Origin of the sequence: Streptomyces sp. NPDC056452 (genome assembly GCF_042796085.1) — a bacterium.
Classification (GTDB): Bacteria; Actinomycetota; Actinomycetes; order Streptomycetales; family Streptomycetaceae; genus Streptomyces.
Genome location: NZ_JBHTRI010000012.1, coordinates 31,049 through 51,518 on the forward strand (window position 1 = coordinate 31,049; position 20,470 = coordinate 51,518).

Below are 20,470 nucleotides of genomic sequence, written 5' to 3' on the forward strand. Positions count from 1 at the left end.
GGAGCGGTCCAGTGGCGCAACCGGGTCACTGGACCGCCCCGGTATCAGGCCGCCGGGACGGTGCGGCGCAGGCCGGTGACCTTGGAGGCGGGCAGGCGTCCGGCCTTGGAGGTGCCGGCCAGGGTGTCGCCGTCGACCTCCAGGGCGAAGGCCAGGTTCAGGCGCATCGGCTTGGTGACGGCCTGCTTCCAGGTGAGCCGGTCGCCGTCGAGGGCGACGTCGCTGAGCGGGACCTCCTCTCCCGCCCCGTGGGCGACTCCGGTCAGGACGCCGTCCCTGCTGATGAGTTCGACCACGGCCTCGATCCTTCCGATGGGCGTGGATATGGACAGATCCCAGGTGCCTTCGACGGCCATGTCTTCTTCTCTTTCCAACGGATGTGGTGCAGGGCAGAAAGGGTTGGTAATCAGAGGCCGGTGGGTGTCGGGCCCACATTGCGCCAGACGGTCCCGCGGCGCTCATGGGCGAACAACTCCTCGACGGTGTGGGCGATCCGGGGGCCCACTTCGCGCTCCAGCAGGTACAGGCCGAGGTCGAGCCCGGAGGTGACGCCCGCACCGGTGACGAGGTCTCCGTCGTCGACGACGCGCGCCCTCACCGCGTGGACACCCGTGGCGTCGAGCATGTCCAGGCCCATGTGGTGGGTGGTGGCGTGGCGGCCTTCCAGCAGCCCGGCCATCGCCAGGACGAGCGAGCCGCCGCACACCGCGCCGACGACCACCCCGGGGTCGTCCATCGCCGTCCTGAGGAGCGCGGGCAGCTCGGTGGTGAGCGTGCGGCCCAGCAGTACCGGGATGAACGCGTCCTGTTCCCACTCACCCCCACCGGCGTCGTGGTCGGGGACCTCGCCGGGCACTCCGACGCGGCCCGAGGCGCCGGGAACCAGGATCAGGTCCGCTCGCGCGGGGTCGAGGGCAGCTGTGGCGCGCAGCGCCAGGGCCCCGGTGCCGCTGACCACCTCCCGCGGCCCTTCGGCGGAGACGAGTTCCACGCTCACCAGGCCGCCGGATGCGGTGCCTCCCGCGTACAGCACTTCGTAGGGCGCGATGACGTCGAGGGGGTCGAAACCATCGAACAGGACGATCTGAGCGCGCATGGATGGGGTCCTCCGGGTCCGGCCGGCCCGGTCCGCGCCGGGTTCACCCTTGACGCTAGCCAGCTGCCACCCTGCCTCCCAGAGGCATTAATGACACCCTCCAACGGAATAGCGCCACACCCGGGGAGAGGGCTTCCGGCCTGGGGAATCAGAGATTCTCCGGCGCTGGATCACGAGACCGCCCACCGGTGGAGCGGTACTTTCCGGTCATGCGGGAGAGGTACCTTCTCGGCATGCACACTGTCGCCGTCCTCGCCCTGGACCGGGTGATCCCGTTCGACCTCTCCACCCCCATCGAGGTCTTCACGCGCACCCGTCTCCCGGACGGCCGCCCCGGATATCAGATCCGGGTGTGCGCGGAGCAGCCGGAGACCGACGCGGGCGCGTTCACCCTGCGCGCACCTTGGGGGCTGGAGGGCCTCAAGGGTGCGGACACGATCATCGTGCCCGGCACCGCCCAACCCACCGTCCCGCCGACTCCTGCTGTCCGTGACGCACTACGGACGGCCGCCCAGGACGGCACGCGCATCGCTTCCATCTGCTCGGGCACGTTCCCCCTGGCCGCCACCGGGCTCCTGGACGGCCTGCGCGCCACGACCCACTGGATCGCAGCCGAACTCCTCGCCACTTCCTACCCGGACATCGAGGTCGACCCGGACGTCCTCTACGTCGACAACGGCCAGATCCTCACCTCGGCAGGCGCCGCCGCAGGACTGGATCTGTGCCTGCACATGATCCGCAACGACTACGGCTCGGCCGTCGCCGCCGACGCGGCCCGGCTGTCCGTCATGCCGTTGGAGCGCGAGGGCGGGCAGGCGCAGTTCATCGTCCACGACTACGCGCCCACCCCTCGGGGCAGCACGCTCGAACCCCTTCTCGCCTGGCTCCAGGACAACCTCGGCACCGAGCTCACCCTGGCCGACATCGCCGCCCACGCCGGGGTCAGCACCCGAACCCTGATCCGCCGCTTCCGCGAACAGACGGGCACCACTCCACTCCAGTGGCTCCACCGAGCCCGCATCCGCCAGGCCCAGCACCTGCTGGAATCCACCCATCACACCGTTGAACGCATCGGTGCCCAGGTCGGCTTCGGGTCGCCGACCGCTTTCCGCGACCGCTTCAAGAAGTCCACCGGTGTCAGCCCTCACAGCTACCGCAGAGCCTTCAGCTGACGGGGGATACGGACATACGTCACTGGTGCGGTGACCAGGTGGCTTCGCCGGTCGGTGGGATGCGGAACGGGGGGGCAGCTTCGTTCCAGCTTTGTGGAGGCGTGGTGGCAGAGCCGGTCAGGGTCCGTCGGTTGTCCGAACCAGGAGGGCCGGCAGCTGCAGCAGATCGTGCGGCGCGGCACCATGAACACGGTGCGCTACCGCCACGCGATGATGCTGCCGGCCTCAGCCGGAGGCAGCCGGGTCCCGGTCATCCTGCGCAAGCTCGCCGCCGCAAAGGCGCCGTGAACTCCCTGGCGAGACCCACTTCGGGCCCCTGCGGCAGTTCACCCTGGCCAACTCCCACCACCTGAACCACACCGTCCAGACCCGTGCCCTCCAGGCATACCTGCGCCGGCGAAACACCCACGCCTGCCACCCCGACGTCCTGGCCGCCCAACGCCGCGAACGCGCCCGCATCCGCAGCGAGAAAGGCCGCTATCTCTTACTCCACGTCAGGTCGTGTCATCAGTGGCGAACGCACGTGCAATTCCAGGCTGGGACCGGTCAGGGGCACCGTGCTCCAGGTCGCCGCCGCGGTCCTCGCCTCGGCGTCGACGACCAGTTGAACGCGGTGCGGGGTGGTGACGACGTAGAGATCGGCCACGAATGTGCTGCCCTGCCAGGCACCGGCCGCGACGACAGGCCGGCCGAGCGGGGAGCTTTCCCGCCAGTCGCCGTGGCCGACCTCAACTTCGAGGAGGGACTCGAACCGTACGAGCCATCCGCCGTCGACGGGATCGATGATCACCGTCGTTCCGTCGGGGAGGGCCGAGCCCTCAGCTGAGGAGTCGAGCGTCGCGCTGGCCGAACGCTCCGGGTCGGCGGAACCCGGCACCGGAGACAATGACAGTTGCTGCAGTCGATCGGCGAGGATCTCGTCGTCCTGGGCGCTTCCCGCATGGTCCACGCCGGGTAGCAAGCACTCCCATATGGCGTCGAGCACCTCCTGGGACGTCCCTTGGGCGGTCACCGCGACCACGAGATCGTGCGAGGGGACCACCACACACTGCTGTCCGTAGGAGCCATGACCGTGGTAGCCGTGACGCGACATCCAGAACTGATAGCCGTAGCCGTAAGAGAAGTCCGCCTGGTCCGATCCGTCCAGGATCCACTCGCTGTCGATGTGCCGACTGGTCGTGAGCTCCACCCATTCGCGCGGGACGAGTTGCTGGTCGCCGAAGCGGCCGCCGCGCAGCAGTAGTTCACCGAAGGCGGCAATGGCCTCGGTCGTGAGGTGCAGTCCGTGGAATCCGAAGGCGGCACCGCTCTTCACCCGGTCCCATTCGGCGTGGTCGATGCCCATCGGCTTGAAGAGGCGTTCGTCGAGGAACTCCGGGAGACCGCGACCCGTGACCCGCTCCACCATCCGGGCCAGGATGAAGGTGGTTGAGTTGTCGTAGGTGTGCCGCGTTCCCTCGGCCGTGGCAAACGGCAGGCCCAGGAAGCCCTTCACCAAGTCGTCGGGTTCCAGCTGCCAGGCTTCGGCGAGGCTGTCCGTGGGGTGCCCGGCCGTCATGGACAGCAGGTGGTGAACGGTGATGCGGCTTCCCTGCTCCGAGATGTCGGCCGGGACGTGGTCGGGCAACACCTGCACCACCCGATCGTCCAGCGAGAGGAGTCCGTCGGCGACCGCGAGCCCCACGGCGATCGACGTGAACGATTTGGTCAGCGAGTAGAGAAGATGCGGACGTTCGGCCGAATACGGCGCCCACCAGCCTTCGGCGACGACGTGTCCGTGGTGCACGACCATGATGGAGTGACACTCGATCGATCGTGCTTCGAGCCGGTCCAGCAGCGCGGCGATCGAACGGGACGAGATTCCCGAGGCAGCCGGTGCCGAACGTGGAAGCAGGGCGCGTTCAGCAGACACTCTGACTCCCTGACAGATGCACGCGGATCTGGTTCGACGAGGTGGATCGATGACAGCGATGTGCATGGAGCAGGGGCTGCCAGCCTGGGTATGTTACGGCCAGGTCGAGTCACGGTTCCATGAGGTTTTCTTCATGGAGCGATGGCGGTGTCCGACAGCTGTGCACGCAGGGGGGCGACCGGTAGGTGCGGGCCTGTGGGCGCCGCCGTAGATACGGCCTGCAAGCAGCAGCGGATGGGGTCGGGATCCGGTTCCCGCCGGCCGAGGCAAGCAGCAGCATCGTGCTGCGGTAGCGCACCGTGCTCATGGCTCCGCACCGCACGATCTGCCGCAGCTTCTGCCCTTCCTGGTCGGACGACCGACGAACCCTGACCGGCTCTGCCACCACGCCTCCGCGAAACCGAAACGGACAGGGCTCAACGCCCCACCGTTCCCCAGCGCACCGACCCGGCGAAGTCACCCGGTCGACGCACTAGCGGGTCAGCGTCTCGAAGCCGGAGTCACCGCAATACTGCACGACGCGTCCCTCCGCCTCGGAGTCGTTGTTCTTCATCGCTGCCACCGTCGCTTCCGCCAAGGTGCGGCCTCCTCCGACGGTCTCGTCCTGGAGCGGTCGCATGGCGAGGAAGGCGTCCTGAGCGACGGCCCCGACCTCGTCGAACCCCGACGGATCGGGCGTTTCCGTGTCAGCCGCGTTCCGCGCCTTCTGCCATGTCCCCAGCTGCGTGCAGTAGTTCTCCCGCAGCTCCGTCAGCCGCTGCTCGTCCTTGCCCTCGGACGAGGAACATCCCGCCGCCACCGCCACCAGGGCGATGACCGGGACCACCGCCTTCATCACGCGCACCACATTGACCCCCTGGCTGAAACCGCGTCAGCTCGTCGCTGTCGCCCGTAAATCCCGCAGCAGAATACCTGCAGGGGACACCTTGGCCATCGTCGGCGGTCGCAGACCTCCCCTACGCGCCGATTCCGTCCGATCGGCGCGGTCGCCGTGACGTGCGAGCCGGTCAGTGCCCGTCGTTGCTGGACAGCTGCCCGCGCAGGACTGCGCTCAGGGTGAGGGGCTCGCGGCCGAGCAGGGCGGCCAGTGTCGGGTCGACGGCTGCGAATTCGCCGACGCGAGCGGCGGCGAAGACGCCGAGCAACTGGTCCGCCGCTTCGGCGGGGACGCCGTTGCTCACCAGCTGCTTGTGGAACTGGTCATCGGGTGCGGTGGTCCTGGTGATGGTGCGGCCCGTGGCCTCGGTGGCTATGGAGGCGATGTCGTCGAACGTGAGCGCCTGAGCAGCGGTGAGTGGCGGCGTGGGGCCGTCGAAGCTGCCCTCGTCGGCCAGGACGGCGGCGGCCGCGTCGGCGAGATCGGCGTGCGCGGTCCAGCTCACCGGCCCGTCTGCGGGGAGCGCCATCAGGCCGGACTCCAGGCCGTGGCCGGCGAACTGCAGCGCACTGCCTGCGTAGAAGCCGTTGCGCAGCGAAGTGAACGGCACGCCGGATGCGCGCAGCGCTTCCTCCGTGGTGGCGTGGTCGCGGCAGGGCTGGAAGAGCGATGAGGCGCTGGCGCCCATGTGGCTGGTGTAGAGGATGCGGCGGGCCCCGGCCGCGACTGCCCCGTCGATCGCGGCCCGGTGCTGTCGCACGGCCTCCTCGCCCATCTTGTCGACGGACACGATCAGCACCTGGGAGGCACCTTCGAAGGCGTGGGTGAGGCCGGCGGGGTCGTCGAAGCTGCCGTGCCGCACCCGTACTCCCCGGTCGGCGAATGGCTGGGCCTTCTGCGGGTCCCGGACGCTGACGCCGACCCGGTCCGCCGGTACACGCGTCAACAGCCTCTCGACAATCTGACGTCCGAGCTGTCCTGTGGCTCCGGTCACGATGATCACGGTGTACTCCTGCGGTCTAGTTCCATTGGAATCAATACCAACGTATCATTGATATTAACGACGGAACTGTTCGACCTGTATCGTTGATACATGCCACCACGTCCACGTGCCACGAACGGCGACACCGCCCTCACCTCCGACACCACGGCCAAGGGCGTCGAACAGCCCCGGCAGCGAGTCGTCGAGGCCGCCGCCGACCTGCTGGAGCGCGAGGGCCGGGACGCCGTCACCACCCGCGCGGTCGCGGTCGCGGCGGGGGTGCAGCCACCGGCCATCTACCGGCTGTTCGGCGACAAGGACGGGCTGCTCGACGCGGTGGCCGAGTACGGCTTCGCGACGTTCCTGGCGAGCAAGGACGTCGACCCCGATCCTCAGGACCTCATCGAGGACCTGAGGGCGGGCTGGGACCTGGCGGTCGAATTCGGTCTGGCCAATCCCGCCCTGTACACGCTGATGTACAGCGAGCCCACAAGGGCCGAGTCGCCGGCCTTCCAAGCAGGCATGGACATCCTGATGGGCCGTGTCCGGCGCCTTGCCGTGGGCGGCCGGCTCCGGGTGGACGAAGAACTCGCGGCCATGATCATTCACGCCACGGCGCGCGGTGCGGTGCTCACCTGGCTGTCCCTGCCCGAGGACCGGCGCAACCCCGCCCTGCTGACCACCATGCGCGAGTCCATGGTCTGTGCCGTCACCAACGAGGAACCGGCCGTACAGGACGAGGGTCCGGCCGGAGCCGCCCGCGCCCTGCGCGCTGCGCTGCCCGACCAGACGACCCTCAGCAGCGGGGAACAGCACTTGCTGGGGGAGTGGCTGAACCGCCTCGCCTCCGACGGGTGAGCCCGCCGGGGGCAGTGCGCTCCCGCGGTGCGTCAGTGGCCGCCTTCGGCGAGTTCCTGCAGCATGCGTCGCTGATGGCGGTGGCCGACCGTCTCGTATCCGACCACGGTGACGAAGGGGGCGAGCATGATGACGAGCAGACACACCGCGATCGCCACTCCGGCGGCGGACAGCAGGACGGCCGCGAGAAGCACGGCGAGGGTGACGGAGATCAGGAGCAGGTGGAAGCGGTCTGCGGCGGACAGCAGCAGCGTGTGCAGCAGATAGACCATCAGCAGGTAGAGGCCGACCGGGATGGCCAGGGACAGGACGACGGCGACGTCACCGAGCTCTGAGTGGTGTTCCAGTTGCAGGCCGGCCATGTGGAGTCCGGCGCCCGCCCCGGCGATCCCCATGAAGAGCGGGATGTGTCCGTAACCGAAGAGGTATCCGCGGTTGCGGCGGTGCACGAGGACGTCACCGAAGGGGGTGGAGAAGTACACCCACCACATGCCGAAGGTCAGTCCGACGCCGGCGACGACGACGGCGATGGCGTTACCGCTCCAGTGCAGTCCGTCCACGCCCCCGAGGAGGTCGCCCGAGGAGGCGACGGTGCCGACGACACTCTCGCCGAGAACGATGATCGCGAACAGGCCGTAGCGCTCGGCCACATGGTGGGGGTGCCAGGGGGTTCCGCCCGCGCTGCCTTGCGTGAGCAGAGGAACTGCCAGTTCCAGTGCCCCGAGCACGGCGAAGGCGGCGAACGCGACGGCGAGCTGCGGCTGTGTGAATCCGACCACGACCCAACCGAGCTGAGCGGTCACGATCCAACGGATGTTCGCCGTGCAGACGGCCCGGTACGAGGGGGATTCCCGGGCGGCGCGCCACCACTGCAGCACGATCGCGACGCGCATCACGACGTATCCGAGCACCATCACGCGCAGCTCGAGGTGTCCCCCCTCTTCGACGGAGTGGAACATGGCCGGCAGACCGAGCGAGAAGACGACGACGCCGATCATCTGCACCATCGTCAGTGCCCGGTCGAGCCAGTCGTCGGTACCGAAGGCGGAGGCGAACCAGCTGAAGCTGATCCACGCGACGCTGATCGCGAACATCGCCAGTACGAACGCGGTGACCGCCTGCCCCGGATGACCCTCGGCCGCCATCTCGGCGAAGTGGGAGGCCGCCGTGCCGACCGCGACCACAAAAGTCAGGTCGAACAGCAGCTCCAGTGGGGAGGAGGACCGGGCGAGCTCTTTCGGGTCACGACCCGTCATGGGCACCAGACGGTGCGCCAGCTTGCCTTTGCCGGAACCGGCGGGGTGCGCGGAGTTCATGGACGGCATTATGTTTGCCGGCCGGTGGCTATTCGATGATCCGCGGCCCGGGTCGGACCACCGGACGAGATGCACCTCGCGGATCGGGGTGAGGCAAGCGGCTCGCGTGACGGTGAAGCCGACACGCCGCCTCCTTCCTGTGCCGTGCGCTCGTCGACGCATCTGCCGTACCCGCGCGTGTCGGGCCCCGCGAGCCCCGGATGATCCGAACCAGGGGCGTTAGCATGCGTCCCATGCCGGACGCCCTGCCCCGCCCCGAGCCGTTCACCCCGCAGACCGCCCCCGCGGCGCTCGAGGACCTCCGGGCGCGGCTGCGCGCGACGCGCTGGCCGGACGCGCCCGAGGACGCCGGGTGGTCGTTCGGAACCGACCTCACCTACCTCCGCGAGCTCGTCGCCTACTGGGCGGACGAGTTCGACTGGCCGGCGCAGGAGGCGGCGCTGGCCCGGCTGCCCCATTTCCGCGTCCCCCTCGGCGGCCTCGGGATCCACTTCGTGCACGTCCGGGCCGCCGCGCCCGCCCAGTCCGCCCTGCCCCTGGTCCTCAGTCACGGCTGGCCGGACTCGTTCTGGCGCTACGCCAAGGTCATCCCCCTCCTCACCGATCCCGGTGCGCACGGCGCCGACCCCGCCGACGCGTTCGACGTGGTGGTGCCCGACATGCCGGGCTACGGGTACTCCGACCGCCCCACCGGCACGCCCCTGGACTCCATCGCCGTCGCCGGTCTGTGGGCCGAGCTCATGGACGTCCTCGGCTACGAGCGGTTCGGCGCGGCGGGCGGGGACATGGGGAGCCACGTGAGCCGCTACCTCGCGCTCGACCACCCCGACCGGGTCGTGGCCGTCCACCGTACCGACGGGGGCCTGCCCGTCTTCACCGGCGACCCAGCGGACCTCGCGCCCGAGGAGAGTGCCTGGATCGAAAGCGCCGCGGCCTGGGGCGCCACCGAGGGCGCCTACGCGTCCATGCACCGAACAAAGCCCCAGACCGCGGCTTTCGGCCTCAACGACTCACCGGCCGGGCTCGCCGCGTGGATCGTCGAGAAGCTCCGGGGATGGAGCGACTGCGACGGTGACATCGAGCGGAGCTTCACGAAGGACGAGATCCTCACGAACATCACCCTCTACTGGCTGACGGGGACGATCGGCTCGTCGATGCGCATGTACCGTGCGAACGCCGCGATCCCACCCAGCCAGCACGCCCGCCGGGTCGAAGTACCCTCCGGCTTCTCGCTCTTCAAGGGCGACGTCGTCCGCCCGCCGCGAGCATGGCTCGAGCGCACGACGAACGCCGTGCGCGTGACCGAGCCCCCGCGCGGCGGGCACTTCGCACCGTTCGAAGAGCCCGAGCTCTACGCGCAGGAACTCCGCGCGCTCTTCCGCCCCTACCGGGCGGCGGCGACGGCCTGAGAGGGGCACCGCGCGTGGTGCCCGCCCCCCCTCGTCCCGCACGACCCGTGTGGAACTCGGCGATCCACGCAGCCGAGAGCGGAGCTCAGAGCCCGGTGACCTTGGCGCTCGCCGACAGCTCGTAGACCAGGGTGACCGTCCGGTGGCCGTTGGGCGGGAGGGTGACGTCCCAGCGGGCGATGCCCTCGGCGTCGACCACATCGGGCGCAGGGGAGCAGGCTTCCTCGCGCATGCGGACCTCCACTGCGGAGACTTCGGAGATCGGGAGCCGCTCCCGCAGGGCAACCACCTGGTCGCCCTGTTCCCCGGGGGCCGAGAACCGGGACAGGTGCAGTTGGATCGTGCGGGTGATGACGGTCCGCTGGGTGATCCCGGTGGAGTCGCGTGACTCCTCGGCATGCCGGACCACCCGATGGTCGTCGCAGCTGCCGAAGGCGAGCTCGACGGGGGCACCCGGGGCGGTGAAGTCCAGCGTCCCCCGGCCGCTGAATCCACTGTCGCGGACCAGGTCCACGGGTCCGGCGAGCAGCGCATGGCCGGCCAGGTTGTCGAATCGCACCACCCGGGTGACCAAGGGGGACAGCTCGGGCGAACACGCGTACTCACTGTGCGCGGCCGTGGTGAAAGTGGACAGCGGCACGCGGTGCGCGTGGCCGTCGCTGGGCAGGGAGACCGGCGCCGGGGACCGCAACACCCGTGCCTCGCCGCCGTCGTCGACTCCCGGCAGGCCGAGCACCGGGGACGGGCCGAGAGTCCCGATCTCCTCCTCGCGCAGCTCGATGTCGACCGTCCGGCGCTCCGCGACGGAGCGGTCCGTGAGCGTCAGCCGGTCCTCTTTCAGGCGCGGCGGATCGGTGGCCAGAGCAGAGCGCGCCGTGGACAGCGTCAGCCGTACGTCCGACCAGTCCTCGCCGGTGCGCTGCCAGACCATCGCATCGGTCTCCAGCGTCAGGGAATCCCCGTCGAGCACGGCCCGGTAGGCGGGACGCCACAGTGCACACGGGGTGAGGTGGCTCAGGCGCAGCCCGACGGGCCCGGCAACCGCCGTTTCCACGGTCAGCTCGATATGGCCGACGAGCTCGGCGGGCTCGTCCTCCGATACGTAGAGGGCCCGCTCCGCCTCCGCGATTTCGTCGGCGAGGGCGGCCATCCGGGCCTCGGCGGTGCGGAGTTGCTCGGCGCACGAGCCGCGTTCGTCGTCCACCCGGTCCAGCTCGCGTGCCCAGCGGGGTCCGTCGGTCTCTCCGGAGCCCGCACCCTCGCCGATGTCCCGCAGCAGATCGGCGGCGATTCGGCCGAGGAGGTCCCGGCGGGCCTGCAGCCGGTCGCGCCGTTGTGCCAGGGCGAACTGTTCCTCTTCGAGCGCGTGCACCCGCCGACGCAGGGCGGAGTCGCCATCGGTGTCCGGCTGCGGCCCGCGCGGTGTCCAGCTGCGCGATATCCGCACGTCGAGTACGGCGGCCGGGTGATCGGTGGTCAGCTCGGCATGGAGGGTCCGGTCGACGGCCATCGCGCTGACCGGCCCGAGACGCAACCGCTGGACTCCCGCCTCCAGGTCGAGGACGACGGCACGTTCGACGTGGGCGCGGTCCTCCAGGCAGGTGACGGCGGTGACGGGCAGGGCGATCGGCTTGGGGGCTGTGGTCATGGGGTGTGTCAGCTCCTGCGGTTGCCGCCGATGAGGGCCTTGCCGGCCGGGATTCGGATCTCGTAACCGCCGTCGAGCACGGCGGTGCCGCCGACGGGCAGGTCCACCCGCCAGACGCGGGTGCCCGGGGCATGGCGATCGGACCCCGGGCCGTCCTCGGGTGTCGTCCAGTCGGCGCGTTCCACGATCCGGACATCCGGTTCGGAGGTGACGGGCACCCGCTCCCGGACCTCGAGGGTGATGGGCGTCGAGAGGCGGTTGGCCAGCTCCACATGGACGCGGTGGTCGAGCACGGTGGTGTTGTTGCGCAGGCCCGAGGTGGACTCGTGGAGGTTCGTACGGCGGGTGACCTGAACACCCTCGGCCGGTCCGAGCCCGACCCGACAGACGCCACCGGGGGCGACCGTGGGCAATGCGGCAGTCAGAAGGAAGTCGTCGTCGACGGTTACCTCCACCGGGCCGGCGAGCAGAGCCTGGTCGGTGGCGTTGGACAGTACCAACGTCGCGTACACGGTCGGTTCCACGGACGGCAGGCACAGGTACTCGGTGTGCAGGCCGACCGGGATCTCGCCGACGGTGATGGTGTGCCAGATGCCGTCCGACGGAATGTCGGCGCGGGCCGCGGGGTCGAAGCGGTGGTCGAAGGAACCCGCCGACTCGCGGGGCCGCACGGAGTGCCCGGGCAGCCGCAGCGCGGCCACCGACTCGGCCCGGCGGCGGTACTCGGCAGCCACCGGGTCGAACCGGGAGCCGGGGAACAACCGGCCCCTGCGACCGGCTGACTCGTCGGGGCCGCACAGGACGAGGCCGGCGTAGTCGAGCTCGGCGCCGCTCGGCTGCGGCGGACCGGCGGCCGGTGCAGGCGGTGGCGGCGGTGCGGCTCCACCAGGGGCCGCGGGTGTCATGGGGGCGGGGGCGGGGGCGGCGAAGGCCCGGCCACCGGAACTCCGCCTGGCACTCGGGGCCTGGACCGGCTGCGCGGCTGCGGGCATGGCACCGGTGAAGGCCTCCGGGAAGGCGCCGCCCGGCACGGGGAACGCACCGGTGGGCGCGCCGTAGGCCTGCGGTGCGGGCGACGGCGGTGGCGGTGGCGGCGGAACGGGCCAGGACGGGGCGGCGACGGGCACTGCGGTGGTGGTCGTGGCCGGTCGAGGGCCCGCCGCGTCGTACCCGTCGAACAGGTCCGTGAGGCCGGCCGGGGGCTCGCGCCAGCCAGAAGGCGAGGATGCGGGCTGACGGCGTCCGATCCGCATGGAGCGGAGCTTCGGCAACTCGGTACCGCGCCGCAGATCGGCCGTGGCCAGGGCGACGGACACGTCGGTCCAGTCCTCGCCGGTGCGCTGGGCGACCGAAGCGCGCAGCACCAGACGGCCGCTGCGGTCACCCTGACGGTGGGTGAGACGGTAGGCCGGCACCCAGACGGCGCCCGGCACCCCGTACTCCAGTTCCAGTTCGACCTCCGCGTATGTGTCCGCGTTCGCGTCACCGGTGCCGGAGGCGTCGATGATCACGAAGGCCGAGACCGTGGTCTCCACGTGTGCCGACGGCGCGTCGGTGGAGGCGCGGGCCAGCCTGTCCGCGGCGACGTCGAGCTCGTGCTGGATACGGCGCAGCGCCTCCTCCGACTCGACGAGGCGGGTGTGCAGTCCAGCCAGCCGCTCGTCCATGAAGTCGGCGAGCTCCAGCCACGCGTCGACCGGGGTGCGGCGGTGCGGGTCCTCGCGCTTGCGGGCCGGCGGGACCGGGTGCAGAGCCCTGACCTCCTCGATCAGGCTCAGCAGATGCTCCCGGCGACGCTGCGCCGCCGCGTACTCGTCGCGCAACTGCTCGACCGTGTGCTGCAACTCGTCGGGCGCGGACGTGCCGAGCGGCTCGGCCTCGACCTCTACCCGAGCCTCACTGACGCGCACCCCTGGGGCGCCCAGAACACGGGCCCGCAGCGACCCCGGGTCCAGCGAGCGGGGGAGTCCCGTCACCCGCACCCTGCCGTCAGACGGCACGCTGCCCCGGGCCAGGCGGCGGCAGACCGCACCCTGCTCGTACACCACCACAGAATCGAGGGTCGACCCCCACCTCTGCGCTGCTTCGGCCGTCATGTCTTCCGCTCCCCCCGGTCAGTGCTGGGCGAAGCCTACGCCCGGATGCCCCGCGCCTCCGCGTCGAGTCCCGGCCCGTCAGTTCGCGGCCAAGGACGGATTCGCTGGCGCGGAACGTCACCCCGATGCGGTTCGGTCTGCGGGGGCCGCGACGAAGCCGCCAGACCCTGGAAGCACGCCTCGCCGAAGCGCTCACGGTGCCTATCGGTGTGACCCGAAGCTTGGCACGGCAAGGTTCTACCTCTTGTCGGGAGTCGTGCCCAGATCGGGCCGGCCGCCCGCTCAAGTTCCACCGGGGGACCCGCTGCCGAGGGCCCAAGCCTCGATGTCGCGGTAGTGGATCGGTCCGCTGCTGCGGCCGACGTTGCTGCCGACCAGGTGCAGGCGTTCGGCAGGCCACCGGTGGCCGGTGAACCCGGCGAGCCCGGCGGCGATTTCCACCGCAGAGGACCTGTCACCGCGGCGTGCACGGGCCAAGGTGAGGTGCGGGCGCAGGGGCCGGTCCTCGAAGGCGACACCACAGCTCTTGACCGCCGTACGCACATCGGCCGCGAGCATGTGCAGCTCATCGAGGTCTCCCTCGATCCCGCTCCACAGCACCCGGTCGTCGAAGCTTCCGCTGCCGCGCAGTGCCAGGCGAGGTGGTCGGTGGTGCGCTGCGAGTTCGGCGAGAGGCGAGCGCAGCAGCGGAACGGCCTCGGCCGGGAGCTCCCCGAGGAACGCCAGGGTGATGTGCCAGTCCTCGATGCGATTCCATCGCATCTGAGGGTGCGTGTCATAGGCGGGGCGCAGCTCCCGGGCGAGTTCTTCCTTCGCAGGGTCGGGCGGGGCGAGGGCGATGAACACGCGAACGGTCGCGGGCTGGGTCTGTTCGTTCACACCGGACTTCGTACCGTATCCGGACGGCCGATGCGACGGCCGGGGTGGGACGGGGTGGGCCTGTTTGCCGTCACCGCTCATCAGCGAGGACGGCCCACATCGGATGCGAGCGAGGCCATTTGCTCTCCGGCCCCGAGCCAGGTGGTCACCGGGGCGCACCATCCGCCGACGGCGTAGGGCCAAGGGCACACTGTCCAGGTCGGCCCGACGGGACCGCCTGACCGGAAGGCGGTCGACACCGTCAGATCGCCGTCATGCGTCTGCCAACTCTGGTCGCCCTCCCGTCCTCGGAAGTCCGTACTGCCTCGGCGGTCCCGTGGACGCGCCCGCGTGATGGGCGCGGGGGACCAGATTTCCCACTCGGGCGCGGCCGCGCCCCACCGCTACCCTGTGGCATTTCAGCGCATGGCCGTCCGTGGCTGCGACCGACTGGAATGGGAAGTGCCATGAGTGAGATGTGGACCGGCGAGAAGGTGCGTCTGCGAGGTGTCGAGGCGAAGGACTGGGAGTGTTTCCGTGACCTGGCCCAGAACACCGTCGACGTCCGCAATGCCGACATGGTCGAGCCCCCACGCTCGGACGAGAGCTTTCGATCGTGGACTGCCGAGCGCGCGGGACGTCCGCCAGGGGGTGAAGCATTCCGGCTGGTCGTCGAGGTGCTGGACGACGGTGCGTTCGCAGGGGCGGTGACCGTCGGAGAGACCGATGCCCGTGCGGGACGGTTCAAGACGGGGATCGAGATCAGCCGGAATCACCGTGGGAAGGGGTACGCGGCCGAGGCCACCGAACTGGTCCTCACCTACATGTTCGCCGAGCAGCGCCACAACAAGTGTGAGGTAGAGGTCTACGCATTCAACGACGCTTCCCTCGGCCTCTACCGCAGGTTGGGATTCGTGGAGGAGGGGCGGCTTCGGCAGCATGAATTCTTCGCCGGCAGCTACCACGACGTCGTGCTGTTCGGTATCACCGCCGCCGAACACTGGGCCGCACACCCGTACCCGGCTCTGCGCTGACCGCGTGCTCCGAGTCCCTCTCGATCGATGGGGAGGCCCTGCGACGACAGATGCTGGCGTGAAGATCTGAACAGTGGTTCACTTGTTGCATGGCCTACCGCAAGACACCCGCTGTGCAGGACCGCCTCGCCGCCGCCAGGGAGCATCTGGTGGAGCAGGCGACCGCCGTCGTGGCCGATGTGGGCTGGGCCAACGCATCCGTCACCGTGGTCGCCGCAGCGGCGGGGATGTCGGTCGGCTCGGTCTACCAGCACTTTCCTTCCAAAGGCGCGCTGGCCGTAGAGGTCTTCCGCCGCGCGTCGGGACGTGAGGTCGAGGTGCTCGGCAAGGTCCTCACGGAAGGCGGCCGGGACCCGGTCGAGCGGCTCGCGCTGGGCGTCGGCGTCTTCGCCCGCCGCGCCATGGAGTCCCGCGGTCTGGCCCACGCCCTGCTTGCCGCCCCCGCCGAACCGGCGCTCGGCGAGGAGCGGCTGGGGTTCCGGCGCCGCTACCGCGAGGTCTTCGCCGAGGTGATCCGCGAGGGCATCCACACAGGTCTGCTGCCCGACCAGGACCCGGAGGTCACCGCAGCCGCGCTGACCGGGGCGATCGGCGAAGTGCTCGTCGACCCACTGTCCGCTCCCGCCGAAGGCGCCGACGCGGACCACCTGGTCACCGAACTGGTGGCGATGGCCCTGCGCTGCGCGGGCGCTGCCGCACCGCTCGGCGCCAGGGCCGACCACGACGCCGACGACGTGGACGCCGACCACCTGTGACCGCGCCCTGGTACGACCCCGAGTCCGGAGGACCGAGATGACCACGACAGCAGACGCCGCACTGAGCAGCGACCCCACCGCACGCACCCATGAGGTGACCAACCAACCGCCGCCGCTGGTCGGCCACGATGTAGCCGACGACGCCGTACTGCTGGAGGGAGTCCGCCGCGAGGGCGCCGAGTGGTACGTGGAGGACCTGCACCGCCTGGGCCGGCTGGCCGGCTCGGAGCAGGTCCAGCGCTGGGCCGAGGAGGCCAACCGTAACGAGCCGGTGCTGCGCACCCATGACCGCTACGGCAACCGGATCGACGAGGTGGACTTCCACCCCTCGTACCACGCGCTCATGGACGTGGCGATCAGGGAGGGCCTCGGCGGCGCGCCGTGGGCCGACGCCCGGCCCGGCGCCCATGTGGCCCGCGCGGCGGGCTTCATGGTGTGGAGTTCGGCGGAGCAGGGGCACGGATGCCCGGTCTCGATGACCTACGCGGTCGTCCCCGCCCTGCGCTCGGCGCCGGAGCTGGCCGCTCTCTACGAGCCGCTGCTGACGAGCCGGACGTACGACCCGGGTCTGCGCGCCCCCGCCGGCAAGAGCGGTCTGCTCGCGGGCATGGGCATGACGGAGAAGCAGGGCGGCACCGATGTACGGGCCAACACCACCGTCGCCACCGAACAGCCCGACGGCACCTGGCGACTGCGCGGCCACAAATGGTTCACCAGCGCTCCGATGAACGATGTTTTCCTGGTGCTGGCACAGGCTCCGGGAGGGCTGTCCTGCTTCCTGGTCCCGCGCGTGCTCCCGGACGGCAGTCGCAATACCTTCCGTATCCAGCGGCTGAAGGACAAGCTGGGCAACCGCAGCAACGCCAGCAGCGAGCCGGAGTTCGACGACACCGTTGCCTGGCCGGTCGGCCGTCAGGGGCAGGGTGTGCGGACCATCATCGACATGGTCACCATGACCCGGCTCGACTGCATCCTGGGCTCCGCGTCCGGGACCCGTGCCGCACTCGCGCAGGCCGCCCACCACATCAGGTACCGCTCCGTGTTCGGCACCAAGCTGATCGACCAGCCCCTGATGCGCAACGTCATCGCCGACCTCGGCATCGAGTCGGAGGCGGCGACCACCCTGGCGCTGCGGATCGCGGGAGCGACCGACCGTGCACAGCGCGGTGACGCGGGGGAGCGGGTGTTCCTGCGGCTGGCCACTGCGGTCGGCAAGTACTGGGTGTGCAAGCGCCAGCCGGCGGCGGTCGCCGAAGCCTTGGAGTGTCTCGGCGGCAACGGCTACGACGAGGCGTCGGGGATGCCCCGGCTGTACCGGGAGGCCCCGCTCAACGGCCTGTGGGAGGGCTCGGGCAACGTCAACGCACTCGATGTGCTGCGCGCCATGACCCGTGAACCCGAGTCCCTCGACGCTTTCGGTGCGGAGATCGAGATCGCCGCGGGAGCGGATGCACGACTCGACGCGGCCTGGCGGCAGTTGCGCGGCGAACTGGTGCTCACCGAGGACGCGGCCGTGCGCGCCCGCAGGCTGGTCGAGCGCATGGCGCTGGTGTTGCAGGGCTCCCTGCTCGTCCGGCACGCCCCGGCCGCCGTCGCGGACGCGTTCTGCGCCTCGCGGCTGGCCGGTGACCAGGGCCTGGCCTTCGGTACGCTCCCTGCCGGCACGGACCTGTCCGGCGTCATCGCCCGGCTCCCGGGGGCTGCCGGCTGAGCTCCGTTCCGTAGCCCGGGAAACGGTCATCAGCGCAAACGGGAAGCGTCGGCCCCGGCCCCGACAGCACGTCACGCGGTGGTCCTCAGCCGAAGACATGCTGCGTCGAGACCACTGCCATGCCCCGGCCGGTCACCGGTGTCACAAAAGCGAGCCCATGGTTCGTCATGCAGGAGAGCGGCCTCCCATGACGGACTGCTCAGAAACGCTACGCACCACAGAAACGGAGAAATCGTGTTCGCCGCCTATGTCACGGTCACCATCCTCGGCGCGGTCTTCAACGGCGCCGCGGCCGTCACCTACCTGATCGGCCACGAGTACCCCAAGACCCAGGCGGACATGAAGGGGATACCCCGGAAGTGGGTACCGGTGCTTGGCATGCTGCTGGCGGCGGGCACCGTGGGGCTGCTGGCCGGGATGGCCGTCCCACTCCTGGGAACTCTCGCCGCCTCGGGCCTCGTCCTGTACTTCGTCGGCGCCATCTATGCCCACCTGCGGGTGGGCTCCCGCAACATCGTGGGCGGGATCGTGTTCCTCCTCACCGCGGTGGCCGCCCTGGCACTGGGCCTGGCCCACCACGGCGCCTGGTGACCCGGGCCCGGAGTTCGGCACGTGGCCGAACTCCGAGCCCGCGCGGGGCTACTCGCTGCCGTGCGGCTTCTGTATCCCGTAGTCGTTACGCCGGGTCGATGCGGGAGATGCTGCCGGCAATACCGAGTACGTACAGCTCGCCCTTGCAGCCCTGCACCAACGAGACGGTCTCGCCGCCGTTGACTCCGAGGTCGCTCACGCCGGTGACCTTGCCGTTCTCCAGCTGCAGGGCGCGGACGGTGCCGTCGCAGTAGTCGCTGAACACGTACTGGCCCTTGAGGTCCGGGATCGCCTTGCCTCGATAGACGAATCCGCCGATCACCGAGCAGCCCAGTCCGGTGCGGTCGTACTCGTGGATCGGCGGTACGTGGTTCGCGGGCTCCGTGCCTCCCCGGAAGGGGTGGGTGCCCTCCATCTGGGACCAGCCGTAGTTCTCACCGCCCTTGCTGCTCGCCGGGGCCCAGTCGATCTCCTCCCAGTCGCTCTGGCCGACGTCACCGATCAGCAGGTCACCCGTACCCGCGTCGAAGGAGAACCGCCACGGGTTGCGCAGCCCGTACGCCCAGATCTCGTCCCTGGCGTTCGGGTCGTTGACGAACGGGTTGTCCGGCGGGATCGCATACGGCTTGCCGCCGCTCGGGTCGATCCGCAGCATCTTGCCGAGCAGCGTGTCGAGGTTCTGCCCGTTGCCGTGCGGATCGCCGCCCGCGCCGCCGTCGCCGAACGCGATGTAGAGGTAGCCGTCGGGGCCGAACTTGATGTCGCCGCCGTTGTGGTTCGAGTAGGGCTGCGTCTGGGTGAGGACGGTGCGTCGGGTGTTCGGCTGGATCTTGCCGCCCCGTACGGCGAACTCGTCCACGGTGCTGGTTCCTTCAAGGTTCGTGAACGAGATGTAGAAGTGCGCGAACCTCTTGTCGAACGCGATGCCCAGCAGGCCGCGTTCGCCGTCGGTGGTGGTCTCTCCGGATATGTCGAGGACGGGCTCACCGAGCCCCTTGGGGCTCAAGACCCTTACGGTGCCTGCGCGTTCGGCTATCCAGACCGTGCCACCGGGTCCGGCGGCACCGGCGGACGGATTCTGGGCCGTGGCGACCTTCTTCAGCGTCACCTTCGCTGCCTGACCTGGGGCGGCGGGCTCGTCGGCGGACGCCGTGGTCAGGGCGAGGGAAGCGACGAGGCAGATGGCGCCGATGATCGCCGAGCTTCTGGTGCGAAATTTCACCGTGACTCCTAGAGGCGGCGAATGGGGAGGTTCACCCGGCTGCTCGGGGCAGAGAGAGGTGGGCGTCGCCCGCGCCAGCACGCAACCTGGGTGGGGGAAGAGTGTGCTACTGGCCACGGATGAGAATACTGGGACGGCGCTGGTTGGTATAGACCAAGGCCTCGCCCATCTGCTTCCGCGTCGCGCCGACGGGTCCGGGGTGCCCCTGTCTCCCGGTCAACATCGCGGTCGTGGGCTCCTGTTGGGCATCGCCCTGGCGGCGGACGCGAAGCGGCCCGGCATCGGCGGCGGACGGCTGGGCCGCCGGTGCTGGAGCCGCTGTATGACCGGGGGAGCGACGGCCGTCGAAGCGTGAGCGGACCGTCGTCGCTACCTGCCCCGGCTCAGGTGCACGGCCGGGAGATGAAGACTCGTTCCAGCAGGGTGTGCAGGGAGTCCCGCTCCTCGTCGGTGAGCCTGTCCAGGCCCTCCTGCGTGGTGCGCATCTTCGCGCGAATCGTGTCGGCGACGCGCTCGCCCTCCGCGGTGAGGAGGACATTCTTGATGCGCCGGTCGCAGGGGCTGGGCTCGCGGCGCACCAGGCCGCGCTTCTCCAGCCGGTCGACGATCCCGGTCATGTTGGAGGCGTCGCAGGTGAGGGTGTGAGCCAGGGCGCGCATCGCGGCGGGCCCCCGGCGCAGCACGGTCAGTGCCTTGCCCTGGCTCGCGGTGAGGTTCTCGCTCGCTGCCGCGATGGTGAAGTCGCCGTAGTAGGCGCCGAGGGACACCGAGAGCAGCTCCATGAGCCGAGCTGTATCGACGCGGGCAGGTCCTGTCATGGCAGTCACTTTACCCCAGGAAACTTGACAATCTCAAATATTTAGATCTACCGTCTTCTCATTGCTTGAGGTTATCAACCATCAACGTTATCAAGTACCTGCGAGGAGCACCTCC

Annotated in this window: 19 protein-coding genes and 2 pseudogenes; 8 read left to right on the forward strand and 13 right to left on the reverse strand. The window is 70.0% G+C overall.

What is annotated here, in order from left to right:
* Positions 1 to 44: 44 nt before the first annotated feature.
* Together ACFQ6X_RS14200 and ACFQ6X_RS14205 are read right to left on the reverse strand one after the other, a co-directional pair.
* The gene (locus tag ACFQ6X_RS14200; RefSeq protein WP_383180930.1) at positions 45 to 356 is read right to left on the reverse strand and encodes a hypothetical protein; all 312 of its coding nucleotides are present in this window, start codon (positions 354 to 356) and stop codon (positions 45 to 47) included.
* A gap of 50 nt (positions 357 to 406) precedes the next feature.
* Positions 407 to 1,096, reverse strand: a complete 690-nt coding sequence (locus ACFQ6X_RS14205; protein ID WP_383180933.1) for a DJ-1/PfpI family protein — start codon at positions 1,094 to 1,096, stop codon at positions 407 to 409.
* A 233-nt stretch (positions 1,097 to 1,329) separates the two neighbouring features.
* Between ACFQ6X_RS14205 and ACFQ6X_RS14210 the strand changes: the two genes are divergently transcribed.
* Together ACFQ6X_RS14210 and ACFQ6X_RS14215 are read left to right on the forward strand one after the other, a co-directional pair.
* Complete coding sequence (locus ACFQ6X_RS14210) at positions 1,330 to 2,268, forward strand: GlxA family transcriptional regulator (protein WP_383180936.1); 939 nt, start codon at positions 1,330 to 1,332, stop codon at positions 2,266 to 2,268.
* Between the two features lie 292 nt (positions 2,269 to 2,560).
* A pseudogene (locus tag ACFQ6X_RS14215) lies at positions 2,561 to 2,743 on the forward strand (IS630 family transposase); the annotation flags it as partial.
* Positions 2,744 to 2,752: 9 nt separating this feature from the next.
* On the opposite strand, the gene ACFQ6X_RS14220 reads toward ACFQ6X_RS14215, so the two are convergent.
* The 4 genes and pseudogenes from ACFQ6X_RS14220 to ACFQ6X_RS14235 form a co-directional block, all read right to left on the reverse strand.
* Positions 2,753 to 4,180: a serine hydrolase domain-containing protein gene (locus ACFQ6X_RS14220; protein ID WP_383180939.1), complete on the reverse strand. Its 1,428-nt coding sequence runs from the start codon at positions 4,178 to 4,180 to the stop codon at positions 2,753 to 2,755.
* Between the two features lie 241 nt (positions 4,181 to 4,421).
* Positions 4,422 to 4,565, reverse strand: a pseudogene (locus ACFQ6X_RS14225) (IS630 family transposase); the annotation flags it as partial.
* An 87-nt stretch (positions 4,566 to 4,652) separates the two neighbouring features.
* Entirely contained in the window at positions 4,653 to 5,027 is a 375-nt protein-coding gene (locus ACFQ6X_RS14230; protein ID WP_383180942.1) for a hypothetical protein, read from the reverse strand.
* Between the two features lie 160 nt (positions 5,028 to 5,187).
* On the reverse strand, positions 5,188 to 6,060 hold the full coding sequence (locus ACFQ6X_RS14235; RefSeq protein ID WP_383180945.1) for an SDR family oxidoreductase: 873 nt from the start codon (positions 6,058 to 6,060) through the stop codon (positions 5,188 to 5,190).
* Between the two features lie 90 nt (positions 6,061 to 6,150).
* On the opposite strand from ACFQ6X_RS14235, the gene ACFQ6X_RS14240 reads away from it, so the two are divergent.
* The gene (locus ACFQ6X_RS14240; protein WP_383180948.1) at positions 6,151 to 6,897 is read left to right on the forward strand and encodes a TetR/AcrR family transcriptional regulator; all 747 of its coding nucleotides are present in this window, start codon (positions 6,151 to 6,153) and stop codon (positions 6,895 to 6,897) included.
* Positions 6,898 to 6,929: 32 nt separating this feature from the next.
* Here ACFQ6X_RS14240 and ACFQ6X_RS14245 read toward each other — a convergent pair whose 3' ends face one another.
* The gene (locus tag ACFQ6X_RS14245; protein ID WP_383180952.1) at positions 6,930 to 8,213 is read right to left on the reverse strand and encodes a low temperature requirement protein A; all 1,284 of its coding nucleotides are present in this window, start codon (positions 8,211 to 8,213) and stop codon (positions 6,930 to 6,932) included.
* Between the two features lie 233 nt (positions 8,214 to 8,446).
* Here ACFQ6X_RS14245 and ACFQ6X_RS14250 point away from each other — a divergent pair, with 233 nt between their 5' ends.
* On the forward strand, positions 8,447 to 9,622 hold the full coding sequence (locus tag ACFQ6X_RS14250; protein WP_383180955.1) for an epoxide hydrolase family protein: 1,176 nt from the start codon (positions 8,447 to 8,449) through the stop codon (positions 9,620 to 9,622).
* An 85-nt stretch (positions 9,623 to 9,707) separates the two neighbouring features.
* Here ACFQ6X_RS14250 and ACFQ6X_RS14255 read toward each other — a convergent pair whose 3' ends face one another.
* The 4 genes from ACFQ6X_RS14255 to ACFQ6X_RS14270 all read right to left on the reverse strand — a co-directional run bounded on the left by ACFQ6X_RS14255 (position 9,708) and on the right by ACFQ6X_RS14270 (position 14,598).
* Positions 9,708 to 11,270 (reverse strand): mucoidy inhibitor MuiA family protein, encoded by a 1,563-nt coding sequence (locus tag ACFQ6X_RS14255; protein WP_383180958.1) that lies wholly within the window; start codon positions 11,268 to 11,270, stop codon positions 9,708 to 9,710.
* An 8-nt stretch (positions 11,271 to 11,278) separates the two neighbouring features.
* Positions 11,279 to 13,366, reverse strand: a complete 2,088-nt coding sequence (locus tag ACFQ6X_RS14260; protein ID WP_383180961.1) for a DUF4139 domain-containing protein — start codon at positions 13,364 to 13,366, stop codon at positions 11,279 to 11,281.
* 282 nt (positions 13,367 to 13,648) lie between these two features.
* Entirely contained in the window at positions 13,649 to 14,245 is a 597-nt protein-coding gene (thpR, locus tag ACFQ6X_RS14265; RefSeq protein WP_383180964.1) for an RNA 2',3'-cyclic phosphodiesterase, read from the reverse strand.
* A gap of 80 nt (positions 14,246 to 14,325) precedes the next feature.
* A complete protein-coding gene (locus tag ACFQ6X_RS14270; RefSeq protein WP_383181391.1) occupies positions 14,326 to 14,598 on the reverse strand; it encodes a DUF6228 family protein in 273 nt (90 codons plus the stop codon).
* 93 nt (positions 14,599 to 14,691) lie between these two features.
* On the opposite strand from ACFQ6X_RS14270, the gene ACFQ6X_RS14275 reads away from it, so the two are divergent.
* The 4 genes from ACFQ6X_RS14275 to ACFQ6X_RS14290 all read left to right on the forward strand — a co-directional run bounded on the left by ACFQ6X_RS14275 (position 14,692) and on the right by ACFQ6X_RS14290 (position 18,315).
* The gene (locus ACFQ6X_RS14275) at positions 14,692 to 15,258 is read left to right on the forward strand and encodes a GNAT family N-acetyltransferase (RefSeq protein WP_383180967.1); all 567 of its coding nucleotides are present in this window, start codon (positions 14,692 to 14,694) and stop codon (positions 15,256 to 15,258) included.
* A gap of 89 nt (positions 15,259 to 15,347) precedes the next feature.
* Positions 15,348 to 16,013: a TetR/AcrR family transcriptional regulator gene (locus ACFQ6X_RS14280; RefSeq protein WP_383180970.1), complete on the forward strand. Its 666-nt coding sequence runs from the start codon at positions 15,348 to 15,350 to the stop codon at positions 16,011 to 16,013.
* Positions 16,014 to 16,050: 37 nt separating this feature from the next.
* A complete protein-coding gene (locus tag ACFQ6X_RS14285; protein ID WP_383180973.1) occupies positions 16,051 to 17,724 on the forward strand; it encodes an acyl-CoA dehydrogenase family protein in 1,674 nt (557 codons plus the stop codon).
* Positions 17,725 to 17,958: 234 nt separating this feature from the next.
* Entirely contained in the window at positions 17,959 to 18,315 is a 357-nt protein-coding gene (locus tag ACFQ6X_RS14290) for a DoxX family protein (RefSeq protein ID WP_383180976.1), read from the forward strand.
* An 85-nt stretch (positions 18,316 to 18,400) separates the two neighbouring features.
* On the opposite strand, the gene ACFQ6X_RS14295 is transcribed toward ACFQ6X_RS14290, so the two are convergent.
* Together ACFQ6X_RS14295 and ACFQ6X_RS14300 are read right to left on the reverse strand one after the other, a co-directional pair.
* Complete coding sequence (locus tag ACFQ6X_RS14295) at positions 18,401 to 19,537, reverse strand: PQQ-dependent sugar dehydrogenase (RefSeq protein ID WP_383180979.1); 1,137 nt, start codon at positions 19,535 to 19,537, stop codon at positions 18,401 to 18,403.
* Between the two features lie 383 nt (positions 19,538 to 19,920).
* Complete coding sequence (locus ACFQ6X_RS14300) at positions 19,921 to 20,355, reverse strand: MarR family winged helix-turn-helix transcriptional regulator (RefSeq protein WP_383180982.1); 435 nt, start codon at positions 20,353 to 20,355, stop codon at positions 19,921 to 19,923.
* Positions 20,356 to 20,470: the final 115 nt, after the last annotated feature.

Coding starts and splice junctions, on each gene's coding strand:
- ACFQ6X_RS14250 (WP_383180955.1), top strand. CDS start 8,447: ATGCCGGACGCCCTGCCCCGCCCCGAGCCGTTCACCCCGCAGACCGCC.
- ACFQ6X_RS14275 (WP_383180967.1), top strand. CDS start 14,692: ATGAGTGAGATGTGGACCGGCGAGAAGGTGCGTCTGCGAGGTGTCGAG.
- ACFQ6X_RS14240 (WP_383180948.1), top strand. CDS start 6,151: ATGCCACCACGTCCACGTGCCACGAACGGCGACACCGCCCTCACCTCC.
- ACFQ6X_RS14285 (WP_383180973.1), top strand. CDS start 16,051: ATGACCACGACAGCAGACGCCGCACTGAGCAGCGACCCCACCGCACGC.
- ACFQ6X_RS14210 (WP_383180936.1), top strand. CDS start 1,330: ATGCACACTGTCGCCGTCCTCGCCCTGGACCGGGTGATCCCGTTCGAC.
- ACFQ6X_RS14205 (WP_383180933.1), bottom strand. CDS start 1,096: ATGCGCGCTCAGATCGTCCTGTTCGATGGTTTCGACCCCCTCGACGTC.
- ACFQ6X_RS14280 (WP_383180970.1), top strand. CDS start 15,348: ATGGCCTACCGCAAGACACCCGCTGTGCAGGACCGCCTCGCCGCCGCC.
- ACFQ6X_RS14200 (WP_383180930.1), bottom strand. CDS start 356: ATGGCCGTCGAAGGCACCTGGGATCTGTCCATATCCACGCCCATCGGA.
- ACFQ6X_RS14245 (WP_383180952.1), bottom strand. CDS start 8,213: ATGAACTCCGCGCACCCCGCCGGTTCCGGCAAAGGCAAGCTGGCGCAC.
- ACFQ6X_RS14255 (WP_383180958.1), bottom strand. CDS start 11,270: ATGACCACAGCCCCCAAGCCGATCGCCCTGCCCGTCACCGCCGTCACC.
- ACFQ6X_RS14300 (WP_383180982.1), bottom strand. CDS start 20,355: ATGACAGGACCTGCCCGCGTCGATACAGCTCGGCTCATGGAGCTGCTC.
- ACFQ6X_RS14260 (WP_383180961.1), bottom strand. CDS start 13,366: ATGACGGCCGAAGCAGCGCAGAGGTGGGGGTCGACCCTCGATTCTGTG.